Annotated in this window: 11 protein-coding genes and 2 pseudogenes; 7 read left to right on the top strand and 6 right to left on the bottom strand. The window is 60.0% G+C overall.

Annotated elements, in window-relative coordinates; translation table 11 throughout:
* Positions 1-96 precede the first annotated feature (96 nt).
* From PAF12_RS08630 to PAF12_RS08615, 4 genes are read left to right on the top strand one after another with little or no spacing between them, the layout of a single operon-like run.
* Complete coding sequence (locus tag PAF12_RS08630; protein WP_271106535.1) at positions 97-7,914, top strand: hypothetical protein; 7,818 nt, start codon at positions 97-99, stop codon at positions 7,912-7,914.
* Positions 7,896-9,728 carry a hypothetical protein gene (locus PAF12_RS08625; RefSeq protein ID WP_271106534.1) on the top strand — a complete coding sequence of 611 codons (1,833 nt, stop codon included), beginning with the start codon at positions 7,896-7,898 and terminating at the stop codon, positions 9,726-9,728. Before PAF12_RS08630 ends, PAF12_RS08625 begins: the two co-directional genes overlap by 19 nt.
* The gene (locus PAF12_RS08620; RefSeq protein ID WP_271106533.1) at positions 9,725-10,300 is read left to right on the top strand and encodes an SCO family protein; all 576 of its coding nucleotides are present in this window, start codon (positions 9,725-9,727) and stop codon (positions 10,298-10,300) included. Before PAF12_RS08625 ends, PAF12_RS08620 begins: the two co-directional genes overlap by 4 nt.
* A gap of 32 nt (positions 10,301-10,332) precedes the next feature.
* Positions 10,333-11,511 carry a c-type cytochrome gene (locus PAF12_RS08615; protein WP_271106532.1) on the top strand — a complete coding sequence of 393 codons (1,179 nt, stop codon included), beginning with the start codon at positions 10,333-10,335 and terminating at the stop codon, positions 11,509-11,511.
* Positions 11,512-11,711: 200 nt separating this feature from the next.
* Here the strand turns inward: PAF12_RS08615 and PAF12_RS08610 are convergent.
* A protein-coding gene (locus PAF12_RS08610) for an IS3 family transposase (RefSeq protein WP_271106531.1) occupies positions 11,712-13,075 on the bottom strand; the annotation gives its coding sequence in 2 pieces (ribosomal slippage) (positions 11,712-12,725 and positions 12,728-13,075; 1,362 coding nt in all).
* A gap of 150 nt (positions 13,076-13,225) precedes the next feature.
* On the opposite strand from PAF12_RS08610, the pseudogene putP reads away from it, so the two are divergent.
* Positions 13,226-14,604: pseudogene (gene putP / locus PAF12_RS08600) on the top strand (sodium/proline symporter PutP).
* A 62-nt stretch (positions 14,605-14,666) separates the two neighbouring features.
* Positions 14,667-15,434 (top strand): SDR family NAD(P)-dependent oxidoreductase, encoded by a 768-nt coding sequence (locus tag PAF12_RS08595; RefSeq protein ID WP_271106529.1) that lies wholly within the window; start codon positions 14,667-14,669, stop codon positions 15,432-15,434.
* Here the strand turns inward: PAF12_RS08595 and PAF12_RS08590 are convergent.
* The gene (locus PAF12_RS08590; RefSeq protein ID WP_271106528.1) at positions 15,424-16,083 is read right to left on the bottom strand and encodes a helix-turn-helix domain-containing protein; all 660 of its coding nucleotides are present in this window, start codon (positions 16,081-16,083) and stop codon (positions 15,424-15,426) included. The genes PAF12_RS08595 and PAF12_RS08590 overlap by 11 nt on opposite strands.
* A 172-nt stretch (positions 16,084-16,255) precedes the next feature.
* Complete coding sequence (locus PAF12_RS08585) at positions 16,256-16,741, bottom strand: Lrp/AsnC family transcriptional regulator (protein ID WP_271106527.1); 486 nt, start codon at positions 16,739-16,741, stop codon at positions 16,256-16,258.
* Between the two features lie 51 nt (positions 16,742-16,792).
* Between PAF12_RS08585 and PAF12_RS08580 the strand changes: the two genes are divergently transcribed.
* Entirely contained in the window at positions 16,793-17,737 is a 945-nt protein-coding gene (locus PAF12_RS08580; protein WP_271106526.1) for a LysR substrate-binding domain-containing protein, read from the top strand.
* 41 nt (positions 17,738-17,778) lie between these two features.
* On the opposite strand, the gene PAF12_RS08575 is transcribed toward PAF12_RS08580, so the two are convergent.
* The 3 genes and pseudogenes from PAF12_RS08575 to PAF12_RS08565 all read right to left on the bottom strand — a co-directional run bounded on the left by PAF12_RS08575 (position 17,779) and on the right by PAF12_RS08565 (position 22,374).
* The gene (locus PAF12_RS08575; protein WP_271106525.1) at positions 17,779-18,915 is read right to left on the bottom strand and encodes an enolase C-terminal domain-like protein; all 1,137 of its coding nucleotides are present in this window, start codon (positions 18,913-18,915) and stop codon (positions 17,779-17,781) included.
* Between the two features lie 34 nt (positions 18,916-18,949).
* Positions 18,950-20,884: a TRAP transporter fused permease subunit gene (locus tag PAF12_RS08570; protein ID WP_271106524.1), complete on the bottom strand. Its 1,935-nt coding sequence runs from the start codon at positions 20,882-20,884 to the stop codon at positions 18,950-18,952.
* Positions 20,885-21,011: 127 nt separating this feature from the next.
* Positions 21,012-22,374 (bottom strand): annotated as a pseudogene (locus tag PAF12_RS08565) (IS3 family transposase).
* Between the last annotated feature and the right edge of the window lie 59 nt (positions 22,375-22,433).

Below are 22,433 nucleotides of genomic sequence, written 5' to 3'. Positions count from 1 at the left end.
ATAATAAAGCGATGAAAATACTAATATTGTTGCCCGAATCGGGTGTTTTGGATTACATTTGTTATATTTCCTGCCTGCCATATGTGAGGCGTCGAGATGTTCAAAATCATTCTGTTGCCCGCTTTTCTTACCGCCGCGATCTGGTCCGGATCGCCCGCATTTTCCGCCCAGAACGCGGATGAAACAGCCGAAGATACAACGCGTGAATTCTGTACCGAGGACGTAAGTTCGTTTGCCGAATTGAGCGACGATAACAAACTTCCGCGGCGGGTCATTTGCGCTGAGGTGGCGGCGCTGGATCAGATGCTGGTGTATAACCGTTTCGGTTCGCATAACCCTTATGGCCAGATATTCGCGCTGACCCGCGATCTGGTGCCTGTCCAATCGCAAAGCGATCCCGCTGGCGATACGGTGCCGGCGAAAAAGCGGCAGATGGAACCGACGCCTGCAGTTCTCCCCAAAGACTGTAGCGACGATCTTGGCGTCTATGGCCGGTCCCCCGATCTGAAGCCGGGGCAGGTGCGGCTGAACGATTGCAAGCGTCCGCGTCCGCTGACACTGCGGGCCAATGTCGGAGATGTGCTGCATGTGCGGCTGCGCAATTATCTGCGCGGCGGAACGGAAGAGGGACGGCCCGGCTATTCCGAAACATTCTGCAGGAACGGCGACGGATCGGTGCGGGATGTGTTCGGCATTCGTGATCTGGTCTCGGAAGGTGATGCCGGGATTGAGGATGGGGTCTATCGCGATGCCGGGCTTGACGCCAAGAATAATGCGAAACTGGTCGAGGCGCTTTGCGCGGCGAATTCAGCGCCGAAAAACCCGGTTCTTGTGGACGGGGATGAGGCAACCGACTGGCCGCGCACGCGTGGGATTTCCTTTGTCATAGACGGGTTGCGGCCGGTGAACGATCCCGCGACCGGCGCAATCGACGATGTCTGTCTCGGGCTGGGGCAATTGCGGCCGGGTGAGGGCTATGTCGACTGCTACTGGCATGCCGAGCGGGAGGGGCCGTATTTCATCAACTCCATCGCCGCGCCCGCTGGTGGCGAGGGCGATGGCGGCTCGCTGACCCAGGGGTTGTTCGGCAGTCTGACGGTCGAGCCGCAAACCGAGGAACAGCCGTCCACCCAGTGGTATCGCAGCCAGACCTCGAAGGCGGCTTTCGATAAGGCATGGCCTTGGGCGGATCTGGCCGACAGCCCGCATAATCGTGCGGGAAAACTGGATTACGAGAAGATGGTGACTGTCGGTGACGAACAACTGCCGGTTCTGAACCTCCTCAAACCGCTTGGTGATCGTCGCTATGAAATCGTCTCCAACGCGCTGAATGCCATTGTCGATCCCGCCGACAAACCGGCATTTCGCGAGTTCACCGTCGTTTTTCATGATGAGCTGAAAACCTTCTACACCCGCAATTTCGAAGAGCTGGGCAGGTTTCCGCAGCTTGAAGGGGTGAAAGACGGGTTTGCGATCAATTACGGGGCCAGCGGTCTGGGCGCGATGGTGCTGGCAAACCGCAAGGGGATCGGGCCGTCTGCGCAGTGCATGGAATGTCTGTATGAGGAATTCTTCCTCGAAAGCTGGGCAAACGGAGATCCCGCACTGCTGGAACGCTATGCCGACGATCCGTCGAATGTGCATCATTCCTATCTGAATGACCCGGTTGTCTATCGGAATTACCATGCCGGGCCGAAGGAAACCCATGTCTTCCATCTTCATGCGCATCAGTGGTTCGGGGGAAATGATGACGGGCGCGGATCATATCTCGATTCCCAGACCGTCGCGCCGCGACAGGGCTTCACCTATCGCATCTATCACGGCGGGCTGAACAAATACCGGCCTGCGGGGCCGGAGGGCGAGCCGCCGCCTGAGCCTGAGCTGGGCTGGTGGGAGACGCTGGGATCCGGAAACCGCAACCGGACGGTCGGCGATTCCATCTTCCACTGCCATCTTTATCCGCATTTCGCGCAAGGCATGTGGGCCTTGTGGCGCGTCCATGACGTGTTGGAGGATGGATCGCGTAAATTGCCGGACGGCCAGGCAAAGCCGGGGCTGTCCACCGAATTGCTCGAACGCGACAAGAACGGGGTGCTGGCGAAGATCAAGCCTCGCCGGGGCTCTGTCGATGAATTTGGCCGTTACATCAAAAATGCAGAGGGTACGCCCATTCCGGCGCTCGTTCCGCTGCCGGATCAGGCCGCGCCCTTGCTGCCGACCTATGCTGGCAACGATGGCGATATCGACGTCGCCTCCGATCAGGCGGTGCCGGGATATCCGTTCTTCGTTGCCGGAGAGCCCGGTCACCGTTCGCCACAGGCCCCCTATGACATCGCTGCTGCGCTGCCGGACAAGAAGACCGACGGCGCGGCACCAGTCGATACGGGTGTTCCGGGTGGCAGTGGCGGTGCGGGAACCGAAATCACTGCGGATGCGGGCGGGACCAAATGGCTTGACGGCGGATTGCAGCGCCATGTCGTGACATCGGATGCGCAGCGTGAACTGGGAATTTCCGTCGATCTGGCGACCGACCAGACGATTGACACTACATCTGACGAGGCGCAGCGGCGTCGGGTCGAGGACGATCTGTATCGCGTCACGGCGAAGATGCTCGCGCTTGGTGATTTTTCGGGCCATCTGACCAAGGCCGGGATCAAGCCGCTCGAAAATGACGGGGAGCCGTTGGAGAAAGCCGCGATGGCATTTCATTATAACGGCAGGACCGAGGACGGAAAAACGCTCAAGCTGCGTGACGCCTATGGGAATTCAAGCGCGTTCGACCCGGATCGTGGAGGGTATAAGAGCGCCGCACCCGGGGATGAACCGGGTACTGCAGGGCAAAAGGTTTTCCCGGTCAACGGTGCCCCGCCCAAGCCCGGTGCCCCTTTCGCGGATCCTTGCGGCGCGCCGGATTCCTTTGTGGGCCGATACCCGATGGACCCGAAGGAATATAAGACCGGCAAGGAAATGACCCAGATCGCCGATCCCTTCGGGGAGGATTTGAAGTCTTTCGTGCCTGACCCCGCTGTGACCGGTTTCCGCCGTTATGCCGCCTCTGCGGTGCAGGTTGATATCGTGACCAACAAGGCCGGGTGGCATGACCCGCAGGGCCGGATCAATGTTCTGACGTCTGAATCGGACAAGTATAAGAACCGTGGACCCTCCGCCCGTGAGGAGCCGTTTTTCTTCCGTGCCTATTCCGGCGAATGCATCGAATTCCGGCACACGAATGAACTGCCGAAGGAGCTGGAACTGGATGATTTTCAGGTCCAGACGCCGACCGATACGATTGGCCAGCATATCCATCTGGTGAAATTCGACGTTACCTCCGGTGATGGGTCTGGCAATGGTTTCAACTACGAGGATGGCACCTTTGCGCCTGACGAAATCGCGACGCGGTTATGTGCGTGGGCGAAGGCTGACCCTGACGATGACCGAGCCAAAGAAATTCTCGCGGAGCTTGAGGCGAAGATTCGTCAGGCCCGCAAAGAGGCGGTCAAAGACGGATATGTCGTGGAAGAGCTGCCTGAGGGCATGTCGTATTGCGATTGGCCGCCGGTCGCCAAGCACAAGATCTGGAATATGAAGCGCGGCTATTTCCCGTTCCTGTTCCAGACCTCCGTTCAGCGCTGGTTTGCCGATCCGATCCTGTCCATGACAAGTGAAACGGGAAAGGAGACCGCGGATCGCACCATGCGAACGGTGTTTTCGCATGACCATTTCGGCCCCTCTTCGATACAACAGCACGGTTTCTATTCGGCACTGGTGATCGAGCCGCCCGGCAAGCGTGTCTGTCCGGGCGAGGTGACCGACGAGACGCCCTGTCTGGAGCCGAACACGACCCCGACGGAGCTTGTCGCTGGCGATGCACGCGGTGTCGGGACGCATAAGATCGTCGATCAGGGAGATGATCCCGAGCTTCATCCCAATTATCGCGAATACGCACTCGCCATTGCGGATTTCGCCCTGCTCTATGATCCGACCGACGCCGATGAGGATGATCTGATCGCCGCGGCGGGCTTGCTGCCGGGCGAGGCGATGCTTGGTGCGAAAAATTCCGGCGCCGAGGCTTCGCCGAAAGGGTTGGCCAAGCTGGTCTGCGAGGCGGAATACCGGGCGTCAGCGCTTGCGGTCATGGCTGACAGCGAGATTGAGAAACTCTGCAACAGCAGGATCGAGCGCTATTCAATCAGGGGGTCGATGACCGCTGTCGAAACGGAGGGCGTCCCCCCGGCAATGGTCGCGCGCGATCTGATCGATGAAGATGAGGTCAGGGAATTGCGCCGTCACTTTGCCCTCGTGCGTTATCGCGCCGGATACGGGGAGGGGCTGGCACGACCCGTCAGCCCGCCGGAGCGTCCCGAGGCGATTTCTGTCGATCATCATGATCCCTATCTGGTGAATTATCGCGGCGAACCGGTCCCGTTGCGTATCGGGGAGACCGGGAGCAGCGATGACGACGATGATGCAGCGGAAGACGGCGCGTCTGATGGCGATGACGAGGCGGATCATGCGTCGCGAATGATGGAAGACGCCGCGAATGACTATACGATCGGCGTTGCGCTGCCTGATGATTTCACCGACGCGGAACCCGTCGCAGACCCGCCAGCCGAAGCTGTTCCGGCTGAGGATGCCCCGGTTAAGCCCTCGCGCGCATCTGAGGTTGAACGCGGCCGGGTGCTTTGGGACGACGCCGCGATGACAGGGCGGGCGCTGAAGCCGATCCTTGCCAGCTTCTCGCCCGTTATGGCCAGCAGCGGGGCGGCTGTCGTCGTTGACAAGCAGGATGAGGACCGGGGCAAAGCCGAGAATGAGGGCGCGGAAGAAGCTGACGAGGATGATGAAGTTGATATTGCGGATGAAGAAGATGAGGCCGCAGCGGGGGTTCAAAAACTCAGTTCCAGCCGCTCTGCCTCTGGCCGGACCGCGTTCGATTGCTTTCGTGATCCCGCCAATATTCTAAAACAGTTCAAACGCCGGGACCCTGAGGAGCCTAAGCTTTGGGGGGATGCCAAGACGCAGCCTGATTGGCAGAAGCCGGGTATCGATCATGATTTTGAAGATGGTCTCGAAGACAAGCTGGCAGCGGCTGCGGGGAAGCTGGATTGCTCCATCGACAGCCAGTCTGCCGATCCGCGTGGCGATCTTGCCCATGTCTACCGGTCGGAGTTCTTTGCCGGTGAGTTGATGGGCGCTGGCTCCGCGGGGCAGGGGCCGGTTCAGGGAAAAGGCCCGCCGGGCAACCGCCCACATGGCGATCCCGTCACGCCGCTTCTGGAAACCTATACCGATGAGCGCATTCAGATCCGGCTGATTCAGGGCGCGCAGGAGGTGCAGCACACCTTCAATATCGAAGGGCTGCAATGGCGGCGGCAGATCGACCAGAAATATCCCGCGAACTCTGTCCGCCTGACGGATGATTACCAGCACGAGACGTGGTGGCAGAGCTGTTATGAGGAGGGGCGAAAGGGTCTGGCCCGGCAGCATGATCGCTGGCGGAATGGAAAGCTGAGCCCGGCCGAGAAGGCAGCCTTCTGGGACCGTCGCGACAAGCTGGTCGCCCGCTGCGACAATATCGAATCCTTCGTCGCGGCGCAGGAGGTCGGCATTTCAGAACATTTCGAGATCCCGGCAGCGCCCAGCAAATATGCCTATCAGTATCGCTCAGATCTGGAGGAGGATCTGGCGGACAGAACTGCGGCGCTCGACTACATGTTCAATTTCGGATCGCAGGACGCGCTCTGGAACGGTGCCTGGGGGCTGATGCGTGTCTATGAAACAAGCACGGTGCGCGATGAGACCAGAAGGATCGAAGCCCAGTCCGCGTCTGGCGGAAATGCTTGTGCCGGGGTTGCGGCGGTGCCCGATGGTCCGGAATGCGTGATCGGTACTGTGCTGAAGCGCGTGAGCAACACAATACCCGAGAACCGCCGCAGCTCGGAAGAAAGGTCGGGAACCGAGCCGCTTATTCCGGTGGAGCAACCGGCTTTCTGCCCGAAAAATGGTCCGATCATTGAGGCGTTTGCGGTCGCAATGCCGGTTCCGGGCGGTCAGCAATATGCGTCGAAAAAGGACGGTTTCCGCGATCCGAATGGATTGGCGCTGGTGCATGTTCCCAAGCATATCGTCGCGCCCTGGCTGGCGACAGGTGTGCCGGATGACGAGATACCGGCTCTGCGTGCCGCTGCGCGTGAATATTACCGCGATCAGCCGATGGTGATCCGCGCGAATGCGGGGGACTGTCTGCGCCTGTCGGTCGTGAATGCGATTGCGGCATCTGCCGACGATACGGCTTCCGCCTGCGGTCACGCGCCGAATGGAAATGCCGGTCCGGTGGTGGATTGTCTTGGCGATGCGCCGATGCCGAAGCTGGTCAAGCTGAACGTGGAGCCATCATGGAGCGAGCCGGAGGGGCAGAATGATACCGATCCGCGTGTGCGGGTGCAGCAGGATGATATTGATGTCCGCCCGTCCTCACGCGTTGCCTTCACTGTCCCGGTGCCGATGCTGACACGCGGCGAAAACGCTCATCTGCCTTTCGGCGTCAATCCGACCACATCGAAACCGCCCGGTTCAATCCAGACAGCGGAATACTACATGGGCCTTCTTCGGATGGATTGGCCGGAAGTGGCAGGTTTGATGGGAAACACCGAGAATACTGATCTCTCGCCGATCAGTAATGCCCTTCTTCAATGCAAAGCGCGCGAGTTCGCCTATGAGGGCATCGAGGGCAGTTCGGAGGATGATTATGAGGTTGCGAAAAAAATTGTCGGGAATGACAGCGAGCATTACGCGGTGCTGACCAGTGACGATGGAGGCGACCGCGAGTCCAATGCCGGTGTCTTCCCGATCGAGTTGTTTGGTCAGACCTATTTCGGGTTCATTCAGGAGCGGCCTGATTCGAACGAACCTATCTCGGAAGGTGTCGTGGAGAATGTCGCGCAGATGACGGTCGATTGCGTGACCGCCTTGCTGATCGGTGGAGAATTTCCGGACGCGACAGGCGACGACGAGGAGTTGACCGGACAGGCTGGCGACAACACGACGGCAATCATCAGTGCCATTCCCTATGCGTTTGGTGCTGTGCCGATCAAGCCTGTCGCGGATATGTTCAATCACTTGTCGCATGGTCTCTTCGGTGCGCTTGTGGTCGAACCGCAGGGCGCGCGCTATCCGGGACGGCTTGAAGGCGTGGATGGACCGGGGGAATACAGCCCGGCGGAGCTGCCCGAGCCCGATGATATGCATCGCGGCAACGGCCATAACACCGAGATCAGCTTCACCGATGCGAACGACAAGGAGCGCAGTTATCGCGAGTTCGTGCTGTTCTATCAGGACGGGCTGAACCTTTGGGATGACGGCAGTACCAATCGGTTCATTCCCAGGAACCCGGCAGGGCGCACGAAATTCCTTCCCATTGTCGATGATTGTGGTGTCTGTGACGATACCTATGACTGGGGCGAGAAGGCGGTCAGCTATTTAGCCCCGGCGTTTTACCGACGGCTGCGGCAGTCTCAGAACCGCCCTGCGGAGGCTCATTCCGATCTGAACGGTTTCGAGTTCGAGGATGATTTTCGCTTTCCGAAAGCTGGCCTGACATCCAACCCGATGGTGCTTGACGCGAAGCCCGGGGAGGAGGTTGTGATCCGTGTCATTCACCCCGGCGGACGGGCGCGGCAGCGCGCTTTCGTGACGGTCGGCAATGACTATGACGATATGTTCCCGGGCTTCGGCTTCCCGCATTCGGCGCTGTTGGCGCCGGGCAAGGCGCTCTCGGCGGCGTTTACGGCCCCGGTCCGGCCGGAATGCTATCTGTGGTCGGACGGGCCGCGCAATATCGAGGCGGCAGGCGCTTGGGGGCTTCTGGATGTCCGGGCAGATGGTGAGGGTTCGAGATGCGTACCCGAACAATAAGCCCGATCGGCGTTGGCCTGATCCTCGCCTGCGGCGCGGCCAATGCGCAAATCCCGGATCCCGGTTTCGGCGGCGGCGCGCAGGTCGAGATTATGCTGAGCGATGTCTCGGGCGCGCGGCTGGAACGGCCAGTGGCGGGGGAACCGTTCCGCATTCTGGTGAGACTGTCCGATCCTGGCAGCGGACAGCCGGTCGCGGATGAACATCTCAGCGGCTGGATCAGGCCGGTTGAAGCCTCGAATGATCGTTGCCGTGACGCCGCGCGGTCCTATTTCGTCAATCAGGGCGCGCTGCCCCGGGGGAGCACCGATCTCGCCCGCTCGCTTTACGCGGTGCGCCATGATGACGGCAATGTCTCGATCATCGACTGGGAGCATTCTATCGCCTCGGCAAATATTCTGGCGATGGTCCCCGTGCCTGATCTTGCAGGCCCGCTGACCGCGCTGCCGGATGATTTCGCCTTCGCCGCGCCTTCTGTGCGGGGCGAGCGCGTGCAGATCGACGCGACGCTGGGTGCCAAGGCGGAAATCCTGCCGCCGATTGCGGCGGCGGGGGAGATGCTGGTGACGTCCAATGGCTGGATGGCGCGCGGCGACCGGCTGATTGCCCCCGATGACGGCGTGGTGAAGCAACTTCCCGGTGAGGTTCGCGGCATCCAGCCCGCCTTTCCCGACGAGGATTATGGCGGTTACGAAGGTGTTGTCGCGCTGCTGGAGAATGGGGCCGCGTTCATTGCCCGAGAGGGCGAGGACATGACTGCACTGGTCCAAGGGCCGGCAAACGCCACATCTGCCGCCCATTCTGCGGAGGCCGATGCGGTTCTGTTCGTCGATGGCGGCACGACATTCGCTGTGTCTTACGGCGGGCGTCCGGCGACCCAGGCGCAGCTTCCTGCGCCTGCTTCCCGTATCTCGGTCTCGCTCGACGGAGTTTATGCGCTGGCGTGGTCGCCGGATTCCTCTGCCGTCTCGATCATCGAAATCGCCACGGCTTCGGTGATACAGGCTGTGGAGTTGAACCGCGCTCCGCTGAACCAGCCGGTCAGGGAGGTGGGCTTTGCCGAGGATGCGGCGTTTCTGTTGCTGGAACGGCTTGATTTCGTGATGGTGGTCGATCTCGATCAGGTCCGGCGGGGAGAGCCTGCGGGCGTACGAGCGGTGCGCATCGGGCCGCCGGTCGAAGACATTCCCGACGATGCGGGGCCGTTTCTGATCGAAACCGTGCGTGGCCACAGCAGCGGATCCGTTCTCGCGCTGCACCCGGATCTGTCGACCGCGTTTCCGGTGAAGCGCGACAGCGGCGGCAATGCGACGGCACCGATGAACGGGTTTCGCATTCGCGGCGGCAGGCCGCTGACCGTGGCCGAACTGTCCGGCGGTTTGCGCGAAACGGAGCCGGGCGATTACGCCGCTGCGACGGTTCTGGCCTATGGCGGGCCTTATGAACTGGTGGTTTCAGCCGGGCCGGGCCGCTTTACCGCCTGCACACGCTTCGATGTGCAGGGCGAGTATGTCGTGGGGCTGCAACTGGCGCTTCAGGCCGCAACTGAAACGCAAGGCACGGACCGAACGGCGCTGACGCTGAGCCTGCGGGATGAGGACGGCGTGAACCAGATCTGGCCGGGGGATATGCCGGTCGTTCTGCAATCGCTCGAAAGCGGCTGGCGTGACCGGGTTGTCGCACGGTCCGTTTCCGAGGGCCTGTATCGTGCATCTCTGGGCGCGATCCCGGACGGGCTGGTCAGCATCGCTTTCGACGCTTCTCTGCCCGCGAGAATTTCAATTAACCCTGTCATTATCGAGGTAGGCAAATGATCAAGGCTGCAATTGCTTCGACATGTCTGATGATCGCCCCGGCGCTAGGCGAAGAGGCCCCGGCGATCTTCGATGAAACCGGCGTGCTGATCGACAAGGCGGATGGCGTTCTGCCCGATGCCGATGTCACTGATCAGTTCGGCAACAAGATGCGTTTCCGCGATGCGGTCGGTGACGGCACTTTCGTGCTGAATTTCACCTATACGCGCTGCACCGAACTTTGTGGGATGGCCGATCTTTATCTGACCGATATTGATGAGCGGCGGCGTGAGCTGAACAAGCCCGTGCAACTCGTCACGCTGACGCTGGACCCGGCGCGTGACCGGCCCGAGGATCTGCTCCAGCGGCATCAGGATTTCGGCAGCCCCGACGGCTGGCTGCGGCTGACCGGCGATCCCGCCGATATCCTGCCGCTGCTGATCCGGCTGGGCGCTTGGGATGGTGGCCCGCTGGAGGATCACAAGCTGTTCGTGATCGTGGGCGATGTCAGCAAATCCGAAATGGTGCGGCTGGAGGCAGACCCGTGGTTGCCCGACCGCATCTATCAACTCGCCGCAGATTACACGAACTAGCCGCGCAGATGCGGGCTTTTGCGCAACTCATCATGGCGTTGGCCATGCTGGCTGGGCCTGCGACTGCGCAGGAGGGTCTCGATCACGGTCGGGCCCTGTTCGAGGGGGAGGCGGGCAGCGGGCTGCTGGTCCGCATCGGCCAGCGCCAGGTTCCCGCCCAAGGAATCTCATGCGCGGGCTGTCATGGCGGGGATGCCGGCGGCGGTGCGGAGGTTCAGTCCGGCCCGGATATTACCTGGACGACACTGACGGCGAAGGGCTATTCACCGGAAGCCTTTGCCCGGGCGCTGACCGAGGGCCTGCGCCCGGATGGCAGCGAGTTGGGCGGTGCGATGCCGCGTTTTGGCTTCTCCGATGCGGACGACCCTGCGGCGCTGATCGCCTATCTCGATGCGGTGGCGGGGATACAGCGCAGTGGTCTCAACGATACGCAGATATTGTTGGGGCAGGCGGCAGAAACCCGATCCGCCACGGCTTTCTGGGATGGTTTCAGGCAGCAGGTTGACGGGCTGGCACCGAACGGGGTGTTCGGACGGCAGCTCCGGCTGTCGGAGGAGGCGGCTGGATTTGTCGTTATCGGTGCCGCGCAGCCGGTTGAGCGGCCGGGCGTTCCCAGCCTCTTTCCGCTGGCCCCGCTGCTGGGGGATGAGGACACGGCATTCATGCGGGGCGGCTATGCGACGCTTTCGCTGCAAATCCGGGCCGCTGCGGATCATGCAGGCGGGATTCAGGTTCAAGCCGATCCCGCATTGCAAACGCGGCTCGGCTCGCTGCTTCGGGGGGCGGATGTGGTGTTTGACGATGCATCGGCAGGTGATGACCGTCCGGTCATGGTGCTGGGTATCGACCGGCTCGCCACGCCGCCCGAGGCCCCGGCGCTTTACGCAACCGTGGACGATCTCGCGCGGTTGGCGGACCCCTTGCCCGGCTGCGTGATCGCCACAGATCCCCGCGGTTCGGATCCGTCGCAGGAGCCGCTTCTTTCCCGCTATGGCCGCGCGGCGGCGACAGCGCTGCTGGAGGCGCTGAAGCTTTGCGGGGCGGATTGCACCCGGTCGCGGCTGATGCTGGCGTTTGACGAGGTACGCGTGTCCGTTCCGGGCTGGCCCGATCTGGATTATTCGGCACATCGTCTGACCGGCACGGACGACATCGCGCTGTGGTCGTTCTGTGGTGACAGGGTGGAGCGGATTGAGCAGGCGGTGAACTAGGCAAGTCCGCTTCGTTCTGGCGTGATGCGGTTCGCATCGTGCTGACCAGCGGTCTGCCACGACGTCAGGTTGCGTCCGATCTTGGCAGCCGCCACGCCGCCGGGAACGTTACCGGCGACGGACAATTGTCCGTCGTCAGAACATTTGGCGCAGATTGGGGCGTAGACTAGCGGAGAGCGGGCCTCGTCTGGGATTTGATGTTAGGCTGTGAGCTTGCGGTGCTGCAAGCGCCGATATTCGATGGTTTTTCGTTTGATCCTTTCGCGCTGTTTGATGATGGCCTGTGCCCTGCCGAAGTAGACATCGGCAGGCGTCACGTTGGCCAGGCTCTCGTGGTAACGCTGGTTGTTGTAGTGCTCGACGAAGGCCTCGATCTGGGACTCGAGGTCGCCGGGCAGGAAGTAGTTCTCCAACAGGATGCGGTTCTTCAGGGTCTGGTGCCAGCGCTCGATCTTGCCCTGGGTCTGCGGGTGGCACGGCGCGCCGCGCACATGGCTCATCTTGTTGGACTCGATGTATTCGGCCAGCTCGCCCGCGATGTAGCTGGGGCCATTGTCCGATAGCAGCCTGGGTTTGTGTAGAACGGTGGCGCTGTCGCAGCCCGAGGCGGCGAGCGCGAGGTCCAGCGTGTCGGTCACGTCCTCGGCCCGCATGTTGGTGCATAGCTTCCAGGCGATGATGTAGCGCGAGAAGTCGTCAAGCACCGTCGAGAGGTACATCCAGCCCCACCCGATGATCTTGAAGTAGGTGAAGTCGGTCTGCCACATCTCATTCGGCCGCGTGGTCTTGGTGTGGAACTGATCGGCCGCCTTGATTACCGTATAGGCTGGGCTGGTGATCAGGTCATGGGCCTTGAGCAACCGGTAGACCGTGGCTTCCGACACGAAGTAGTGTTTCTCGTCGGTGAAGCGCACGGCCAGTTCGCGTGGGCTGAGGTCGGTCGCCTCCAACGCCATCTCGACGATCTGGTCCTGGATGTCCTCGCCAATGCGGTTCCACACCCGGTTCGGTGCCGAAGGGCGATCCTCCAGCGCTTCCGGCCCACCTTCCCGGTAGCGGTCATACCAGCGGTAGAAGGTCCGGCGGGCAATGCCGAGCTGGTCCAGCGTCCGCCTGGCCGGCAGGTGCGACTGCTCGACGATACGGATGATCTCCAGCTTCTCGGATGCGGGATACCTCATTCGTCGTCGCCCCCATCCGCGATCATGCTTTTTTTAAGCAAGCGGTTTTCCAGCGTCAGGTCCGCCACGCACTCCTTCAGCGCACGGGCTTCGCGGCGCAAGTCCTGCACGTCACCGGAGGTCGCCGCACGGGCGGTGTCCCCGGCCAGGCGGCGTTTGCCGGCTTCCATGAACTCCTTGGACCAGCTGTAGTACAGACTCTGCGCGATGCCCTCTTTGCGGCACAACTCGGCGATACTGTCGTCACCGCGAAGACCTTCAAGCACGATGCGGATCTTGTCTTCGGCCGAGAAGTGGCGGCGGGTCTGACGCCGGATGTCCTTGACCACCCGATCTGCAGGGGGCTTGGTCGGCGATTTTGAATTGGAGGATTTGGGCTTCATCTTCGTTCCTTCGTCACTACGACGAAGCCCAAATCCTCCTTAAATCACAACCTCAAATCTGTGCCATAGCCGCTGACGGGGGACATTTACTGCTATAAGAATACCAACACGATCAGCGATTTCGTCCTTGGTGGACGCAAGCTGAACAGTATGACCGCAGCGCTCAGCGCCCATGCCAGCGACAGCAGTGGCTGGCTTCTGCTGGGGCTGACGGGCTGGGCCTATACCTCCGGTCTCGACGCGCTGTGGATGATCGCCGGTCTGGCGCTCGGCATCTATCTGGCTGGAAGTTCCTGGCGGCCCGGCTGCGCATCTATACCGAACATGCCAACGATTCACTGACGATATTGTCGTATTTCGAACATCGTTTCGAAGATCGGTCCCGCGTCCTGCGGATATTCTCGGCCATCATTATCCTGATCTTCTACACACTCTACCTGTCGTCGGGTCTCGTCGCAGGTGGCCTGTTGTTTGGCGAGGTCTTTAGCGTCGATTTCACCCTTGCGGTTGTGATCAGCACTGTCGTCGTTGTGGGATATACCTTCATCGGCGGATTTCTGGCCGTCAGCTATACCGACGTGGTTCAGGGCCTGCTGATGGTTTTCGCGCTGGTCCTTGTTCCGCTAATCGGGATTTATGCCGTCGGTGGTTTTGATAGTCTGATCTCCGGGATCGAGGCGAAAGAACCCACCTTGCTCGCGCTTGGCAGCCAGACCGCATATGACGCTGAGACCGGAACCTGGTCAGCCGCCGGAGCATTCGGGCTGATCTCGATTGTGTCCAGTATGGCGTGGGGGCTGGGCTATTTCGGCCAGCCGCATATTCTGGCGCGTTTCATGGGCATTCGCAGCGCGGCTCAGATCAAGAGCGCCCGGCGCATTGGCATGACCTGGGTTATCGTCTCGATGCTGGGTGCCATGTTGGTCGGTCTTGTCGGGATCGTGTATTTCGAGCCACCACTGGCTGATCCGGAAAAAGTCTTCATCAACCTGACCGCCGCAGTCCTGAACCCGTGGATCAGCGGTATCATGTTGGCGGCTGTACTGGCGGCGATCATGTCGACCGCGGACTCTCAGCTTCTGGTCGTCTCGTCGGTCCTGACAGAGGATATTTACCGGACATTGATCAATCCTAAGGCTTCGGAGCGGCAGCTTGTCTGGGTCGGACGGTTGCTGATCGTGGTCACGGCACTCGTGTCCTTTGTGCTTGCCTTGCAGGGTGGATCGGTCCTCGCTCTGGTTGCTTATGCATGGGCAGGATTTGGCGCGGCATTCGGGCCACTGATCCTGATCTCGCTGTATTGGAAGGGCGTCACGCGGCATGGCGCGCTGGCGGGGATGTTGACCGGAACATTGACCGTGCTGCTGTGGAAGCAGCTTGGCACGCCGTTCGGCCTCTATGAAATGGTTCCGGCCTTCATACTCAGCGCAATCGTCGTTGTCGTGGTCAGCAAGGTCACCACTGCAACGCTGCCCTCGGAAGACGCGACACAGCACTTCGTGCATTTTGAACCAGCACAAAGCAACTGATCTGCAAGGGCGGGCGGCGATGCGTCGCCCGCCGTTTGATCGCCACACCACGGAGGAAGGTTATGGAGCAATTTCGGCTCGACGGTAAAACGGCGTTGGTGACGGGTGCAGGGGGCGGGCTGGGCGTCGCGCAGGTTCATGCCTTGCTGCTTGCCGGTGCACGGGTTGTGGCGGCGGATCTGTCGCCTGAGCGGGTCGCCGCCGCATTGGGTGATCTGCCAAAGGAACATGCGTCGCGGCTGACTGTCATTCCTGTCGATGTCACGCGTGAGGATGACCTGTCCCGTCTTGTCAGCACTTGCATGGAGAGCGGCGGCATCGATGTCCTCGTGAACAACGCAGGGATTTCGCGGCCCGGTCCGGTTCTGGACTACGATCCGGCCGACTTCGATCAGACGGTGGATGTGAATTTCAAGGCCGTCTACCGGCTCAGCCAGTTGGTCGGACGGGCGATGAGTGACCGTGGCACAGGCGGCGCTATCATCAATATCGCATCGATCGGGGGCATGGTTGTCGATGGGCCGATCTCATCAGCTTATGATGGAACAAAAGCTGCCGTGATCCAGATCACCAAGAATTTTGCCGTCGAACTGGCCCATGCGGGCATCCGTGTGAATGCCATCGCTCCCGGATATATCCGGACCGAGATGACCCGCGGTTTTCTGGAAGATGCTGACTATCTGGAGAACCTGCGACGTAACCGCATTCCGATGGGTCGCGTCGGTGAGCCATCCGAGATCGCAAGCGCCGTTGTTTTCCTGGCCTCGCCAGCCTCGTCCTACATGACCGGGCACACCATGAATGTCGATGGTGGCTGGGTTATCTGGTGAAGGTCAACAGGGAGGGAAGCACGGCATTTCTGAAATCGTCGCCGTTTGTCACCGCATCGCTGGACAGCGAGTATTCCATGATCAGGAAAACAAGTGCCGGCTGCTTTTGCGCCCAGTATAAATGCGGCACTTCACCGGCAAATGCGATGTGCTGACCGCGCTGCAGCAGAACCGGTGCCTCTGAAGGGCCGACTTCAGCCTCCCCGCTCAGCATAAGCAGATGCTCGATCCCGCCATGCGTTTTCGACACGATTGGTGCGTCGCTTTTTGGGATCACGGTCTCGTAAACCTCCCAGATCGAATCCGCAGCCATCCGATGCAGGAAGCGCATATCGATCCCGGGACCCGACAGCGGCTGCAGGCTGTCCTCCCCCGGTGAAGGAGGGGTGGAAAGAAAATCGCTCGGCGTTACCTGTAAGACACGGGCCAAAGCGGCCAGAGTCATAACCGTCGGATTGCCCCGGCCCGTTTCGAGCTTCGAAAGAGTGCCCTTCGCAATTCCCGACCTTCGCGACAATTCGGACAGGGACATGCCCTTGATGTCCCTGAAATATCCAATCCGCGCGCCAATATGATGCGCGTAGATATTGCTTGTACTGATTGCTGTCTGACTGGTCACTTGCTGAAGCATATCCGAGGGTTCGATCACGCATGAAGCATATAGCTTTTGACCGCCTGGGCAACGTCCACAGACCGGAATTATCTCGTATTGCAGGAGTTAGGTAGCATGGCTTCGGTTGTTACTTCTGATGACGTTGAACCGTTTTTCAGGTGGAATATCTGCCGTCAGCTATGGCGTTTCGGCCTGGACGGAACGCCTGTCAGCCAACCAGTGCGATGTGCCTGGGCGGGCAGGTCGCTGCAATCGAGCCGCGCGCGAACTTCTGACAGAAAACGATCCTCGCCTCCAACGAGATGACGCCCCGCAATTCTGAGAGTTCATCGAGCAGCGCATCGATATCTTCTGCACATGGCGCAGTCACCGTGCACATCAAGTCAAAATCGCCGCTGATCGAGGCGCATTCCAGAATTTCAGGAAACTCTTTCAGCGCCGCGACGACGGCTCGACGCGCCGCGCGGTCACAACGCAGTGAGATATATGCGCGCGTTTCCTGTAGCTGCGGTTCAGGAGATACGATGGCGCTATAGCCGCGAATAATGTCGTTCTGCTCAAGTCTCGCAATGCGCTCGGTCACCGTCGAGCGTGCCATGCCGAGGCGCCGTGAGATTTCCGAGGTCGTAAGTCGAGCATCCTCCTGAAGAAGCGCGATAATACTCCGATCAACGCTATCCCGCATATTGGTCATGATAATCGCTCCCAACACTTTTGTTTTCTTTATTCTGACAGCTTCAGACAAATGAAAAACATATTGAGTTTGCGGTTTATGATGAGCAATACTCATAGTATGAAGCGATATCTTCCATCGTTATCCGCGCTTTCAGCCTTCGAGGCTGCGGCAATTCATCTGAATTTTACCCGTGCGGGTGAGGATATTGGGCTTACACAAAGCGGTATCAGCCGACAGGTCGCGGCGCTTGAGGCCCTGCTGGGTCTGCGGCTTTTCGAGCGGATCGGCCCTAAGCTTGTTCTTTCGGACGCGGGTCGCGCTTATCGTGAACGCGTTTCTCAGAGCCTCGACCAGTTGGAGGAGGCCACGATTGATCTTGTTCGCGGCAGTGCGCGCAGCGAGATGTTGCAGATCGGCGTTCAGGACAGTCTGGGAAGCCAATGGCTGGTCTCCAAAATGACCCGTTTCATCAAGCGGTTCCCTGATCAGCATTTCACGATGTTGCCTGTAGACGGAACGCTCGATTTTTCGAGTTCGCAGATCGATGTCGCGGTGCTCAGGGGGCGCGGTGTGTGGCCGGATATGTCTCATCACCATCTCATGGATGAAAAAGTGGTTGTGGTTGCCGCGCCCTCTCTTATTCCGGTGGGTACCGAATTGCCGCTGACCGAGTTCTATCGTTTCCCGCTGATCCAGAACGCCCATCGACCCGCGAGCTGGCTGCGCTGGCTTGAGGCGAATAATCTAAGTCATAACGAACGAATTTCCGGCCCGCGCTTTTCACAGACAAACATGGTGATACAGGCAGCGATTGCGGGTATCGGGCTGGCCGTGGTGCCGCGCGTTATGGTGGAGGTGCAACTCGATTGCGGGTTGCTGCATATGCCTTTGGGCGGCGCAGTGCCAAGCGGGTTTGGCTATTATCTGGTCTACCCCTTCAACCGGAATATCACCAAACCGATTACCGACTTTCGCGATTGGCTTGTTTCTGAGACGCGCAGCTTGCGCATGTAGACGGCCCCGGTCGACAGGAACCGATTTGTCCTGACTTCGTCTCAGAGGTGCAGCGTTTCAATCGCCGTGCGGCCGAGGACATCTTCATCTATTTCGAGGCCCAGACCCGGACCCGAAGGTGGATAAACATGCCCGTCGCGGATATCTACGCCTGCCTCACACTCATCGGGCGACATGACATAGCGCGGCATGTAGAACTCACACCCTAGGGAGATGTTCTCGCAGGATACAATCAGATGCGCGGCCGCGTTGAGCGCGATTGCACCTTCGAACAACGTGCCGCCATAACACGGAATCCCGGCTTGTTCTGCAATCGTTGCAATCGCACGACCATGTGCGAACCCGCCCGCTTTCATGATCTTGATGCTGAATGCCCGTGCAATCCGCCGTCTGACCGCGTCGGCTGCAGATGCCGGGCTGAACACGCTTTCATCGGCAAGGACTGGCGTATCCAGCGCTGCCGTGAGCTCTGCCAGCAGTTCCCAGAGATGCGCTTTCACCGGCTGCTCGATAAACGTCAGGCGAAACGCCTCCATCTCGCGCAGGTTCTTGATGGCGCCGAAGGGTGACAGGCCCTGATTATAGTCGATCCTCAAATCGGTATCATCCGGCAGATAATCGCGGATGCGGGCGACACGGCGCACATCCTCGGCATGAGTGTCGACAAATCCGGTCTTGATTTTGAAAATCCGCGACCCCTCGTCATACATCCGTGTAGCCAGTGCGAGATCCGCTTCGAGATCCGGGTTTGCCAGTGAAAAACTGAACGGGATGCGATCCTTCACCTTGCCACCCAAAAGCTGGTAAAGGGGCAGGCCAGAGGCTTTCCCGACAATATCGTAAAGCGCCATTTCCACTGCAGCCTTAGCTTCGGGATGCCCAACTGCCGCGCGGTCGCAAGCGTTCATGATCTTGGGAATATCGGCGATCTCGCGACCTTTCAGGACCGGCCAGTAATATCTTGCCAGTGCGGCCACGCCGGCCTCGGTGGTGCCGGAGAAGACCGACCAAGGGGCGGCCTCACCAAAGCCTGATGGCCCGCCATCCGTATCGATGCGAATAATGATCCGCCGGTTAGTTCCAGATATTGAGCCGACACCCTGAGAACGTTTCATCGCAATCCGGTTCTCGACGACCCAGAGTGTCATCGCGATTGCTTTCAGTTGTTCTGCCGACATCTTGTGTGCTCCAAACGTTGTGGTGTCCGACGGCTCAGTTCTCGCGCCGCTCTGATTGTGCTTGCGGCAAGACGACCGACAGCCCCATGACCAGAAGGATGGCTGCCGCCGCGAGGGCGCGATATTCCAGTGCAGCACCGTAGCTGAAAGCGAGCGCGATGCCCGTGGCCAGCGCCAGTGCCCTTGGCAAGATCGTCACGCGGCGTGTCCAGTAGCCGATGGATGCCAAGCTGATACAGGTGATCGCGGCGACATTGACGCCGAAGATCATCAGCGCTTCGCTTACCGATGCTTGCCACATAATGGCGGGAGTAAAGACGAAGCTGAATGCGACGACAAGCCCGCCTATCGACAGTTTCCAGGCTTCGAAGCCGGTTTGCATCGGACTTGCCTTGGCGATGACGGCCGCCGTGTACGCGGCAATTGAAACCGGCGGAGTCGCATCCGCCAGAATAGCGAAGTAAAACACGAATAGATGCGCGCCGAGCATTGGGGCACCCAGCTCTATCAGGATCGGGGCACCAACCACCGAGACGATCAGATAGGCCGGCGTTGTCGGTACGCCCATGCCAAGCAAGAGGCTGACCAATGCGACCATGATCGCGGCAAGCCAAAGCTGGCCACCCGCTGCGCTGTTGATAATATTGCTGATCGCGATGACTAACCCGGTTGTCGTAAGGCCGGCAACGATCATTCCTGCGGCCGCGACTGCGAGCGCGACAATGGAGATGAGCTCACCCGCCTCAGCTAGTGCAAAGAATATCTGTTTGGGACCGACTGCCGTTCTACGGCGCAACCACGATACGACAACCACGGCCCCTATGGCGCATATTGCAGAAAATGTGGGCGAAAATCCCGACATCAACATCGCAAATAAAAGCACCAACGGAGCCAGCAGATGTATGTCGCGGAAAACGTCCTTCCATTTTGGAAGCTGGTCTGCGGGCATGCCGCTGAGCTTCAGTCGCCGCGCTTCCAGATGCACCATCAGTAGCGTCGTCGCGTAATAAAGAACCGCGCCGAGAGAGGCGGCAATGATGATGGTGCGATAAGGGATGCCAGTGATCTCGGCCATCAGGAACGAGGCCGCACCCATGACCGGAGGCATGATGGCACCGCCGACGCTGGCAGCGGTTTCGACGCCTCCGGCAAAAGCTGGTCGGTAGCCCAAGCGTTTCATCAGCGGTATCGTCACGACCCCGGTCGAAGCCACGTTAGAGACGGCCGATCCGCTCATCGTGCCAAACAGGCAGGAACTGATAACCGCGACCTTTGCCGGGCCACCGGAGTATTTGCCAGCCGCAGCTTCGCCAATATTGGAAAACAGCATTCCTGCGCCGCTGATCCGGACGAAGGCACCGAAGGTTATGAAAATCGCGACAATCGTAGCGGAAATTCCCATCAACGGGCCATAAATGCCGCGGCCATTGATGAGCGTCATCGTCTCGACGACATGATCCAGGCTCATTGCGCGGTAATGCCAGAGACCGGGCAGAAACTGCGCAGTGAACATATAGGTGATGACAAGGATCGTCAGTCCGGCCAGTATCGGCGTCAGTGCCCGGCGTACGCCCTCCAAAACCAGCAGGATGACCAAAATACCCAAATAGCGTTGAACGTCTGTCAGCGGTGTCAGGAACTCCGAACGCTGATAGATCGTGTTCGCATTCAGGTACATATACAGGCTTGGCAACAGGCTCAGCCCGGCCAGTATCCAGTCCATGGTGCTGGGTTTCTGGTTTGGCGCGTCGGTCTGGGCTTCGTCAGCAGGCAGGATTTCAGATTCGGACTGCTTGATGCTGCGCGCAGGAAACAGCAGGAAGATCAACGGCAAGAAAAGCAGGAAATGCAGGGAGCGCAAGGTCAGCGGTTCCGGCCAGCCCCGAACGGCGAAATAGAGATGAAGCGCGGTCGCAGCAGCGGCCCATGCCTTGATTGCGAGGCCGAGCGGTCCCGAGATTTTGCGCATCTTCCGTTTCTCCACCCTGAGCGCGCCGACGACCGGTCGCTGACTTTATAATATGTCCGTCGTCAGAACATTTGGCGCAGATTGGGGCGTAGACTAGCGGAGAGCGGGCCTCGTCTGGGATTTGATGTTAGGCTGTGAGCTTGCGGTGCTGCAAGCGCCGATATTCGATGGTTTTTCGTTTGATCCTTTCGCGCTGTTTGATGATGGCCTGTGCCCTGCCGAAGTAGACATCGGCAGGCGTCACGTTGGCCAGGCTCTCGTGGTAACGCTGGTTGTTGTAGTGCTCGACGAAGGCCTCGATCTGGGACTCGAGGTCGCCGGGCAGGAAGTAGTTCTCCAACAGGATGCGGTTCTTCAGGGTCTGGTGCCAGCGCTCGATCTTGCCCTGGGTCTGCGGGTGGCACGGCGCGCCGCGCACATGGCTCATCTTGTTGGACTCGATGTATTCGGCCAGCTCGCCCGCGATGTAGCTGGGGCCATTGTCCGATAGCAGCCTGGGTTTGTGTAGAACGGTGGCGCTGTCGCAGCCCGAGGCGGCGAGCGCGAGGTCCAGCGTGTCGGTCACGTCCTCGGCCCGCATGTTGGTGCATAGCTTCCAGGCGATGATGTAGCGCGAGAAGTCGTCAAGCACCGTCGAGAGGTACATCCAGCCCCACCCGATGATCTTGAAGTAGGTGAAGTCGGTCTGCCACATCTCATTCGGCCGCGTGGTCTTGGTGTGGAACTGATCGGCCGCCTTGATTACCGTATAGGCTGGGCTGGTGATCAGGTCATGGGCCTTGAGCAACCGGTAGACCGTGGCTTCCGACACGAAGTAGTGTTTCTCGTCGGTGAAGCGCACGGCCAGTTCGCGTGGGCTGAGGTCGGTCGCCTCCAACGCCATCTCGACGATCTGGTCCTGGATGTCCTCGCCAATGCGGTTCCACACCCGGTTCGGTGCCGAAGGGCGATCCTCCAGCGCTTCCGGCCCACCTTCCGGTAGCGGTCATACCAGCGGTAGAAGGTCCGGCGGGCAATGCCGAGCTGGTCCAGCGTCCGCCTGGCCGGCAGGTGCGACTGCTCGACGATACGGATGATCTCCAGCTTCTCGGATGCGGGATACCTCATTCGTCGTCGCCCCCATCCGCGATCATGCTTTTTTTAAGCAAGCGGTTTTCCAGCGTCAGGTCCGCCACGCACTCCTTCAGCGCACGGGCTTCGCGGCGCAAGTCCTGCACGTCACCGGAGGTCGCCGCACGGGCGGTGTCCCCGGCCAGGCGGCGTTTGCCGGCTTCCATGAACTCCTTGGACCAGCTGTAGTACAGACTCTGCGCGATGCCCTCTTTGCGGCACAACTCGGCGATACTGTCGTCACCGCGAAGACCTTCAAGCACGATGCGGATCTTGTCTTCGGCCGAGAAGTGGCGGCGGGTCTGACGCCGGATGTCCTTGACCACCCGATCTGCAGGGGGCTTGGTCGGCGATTTTGAATTGGAGGATTTGGGCTTCATCTTCGTTCCTTCGTCACTACGACGAAGCCCAAATCCTCCTTAAATCACAACCTCAAATC

The sequence above is a fragment of the Paracoccus sp. SCSIO 75233 genome (assembly GCF_027912675.1).
In the GTDB taxonomy this organism is placed as follows: domain Bacteria; phylum Pseudomonadota; class Alphaproteobacteria; order Rhodobacterales; family Rhodobacteraceae; genus Paracoccus.
This window is presented reverse-complemented; position numbering and strand designations above follow the sequence as displayed.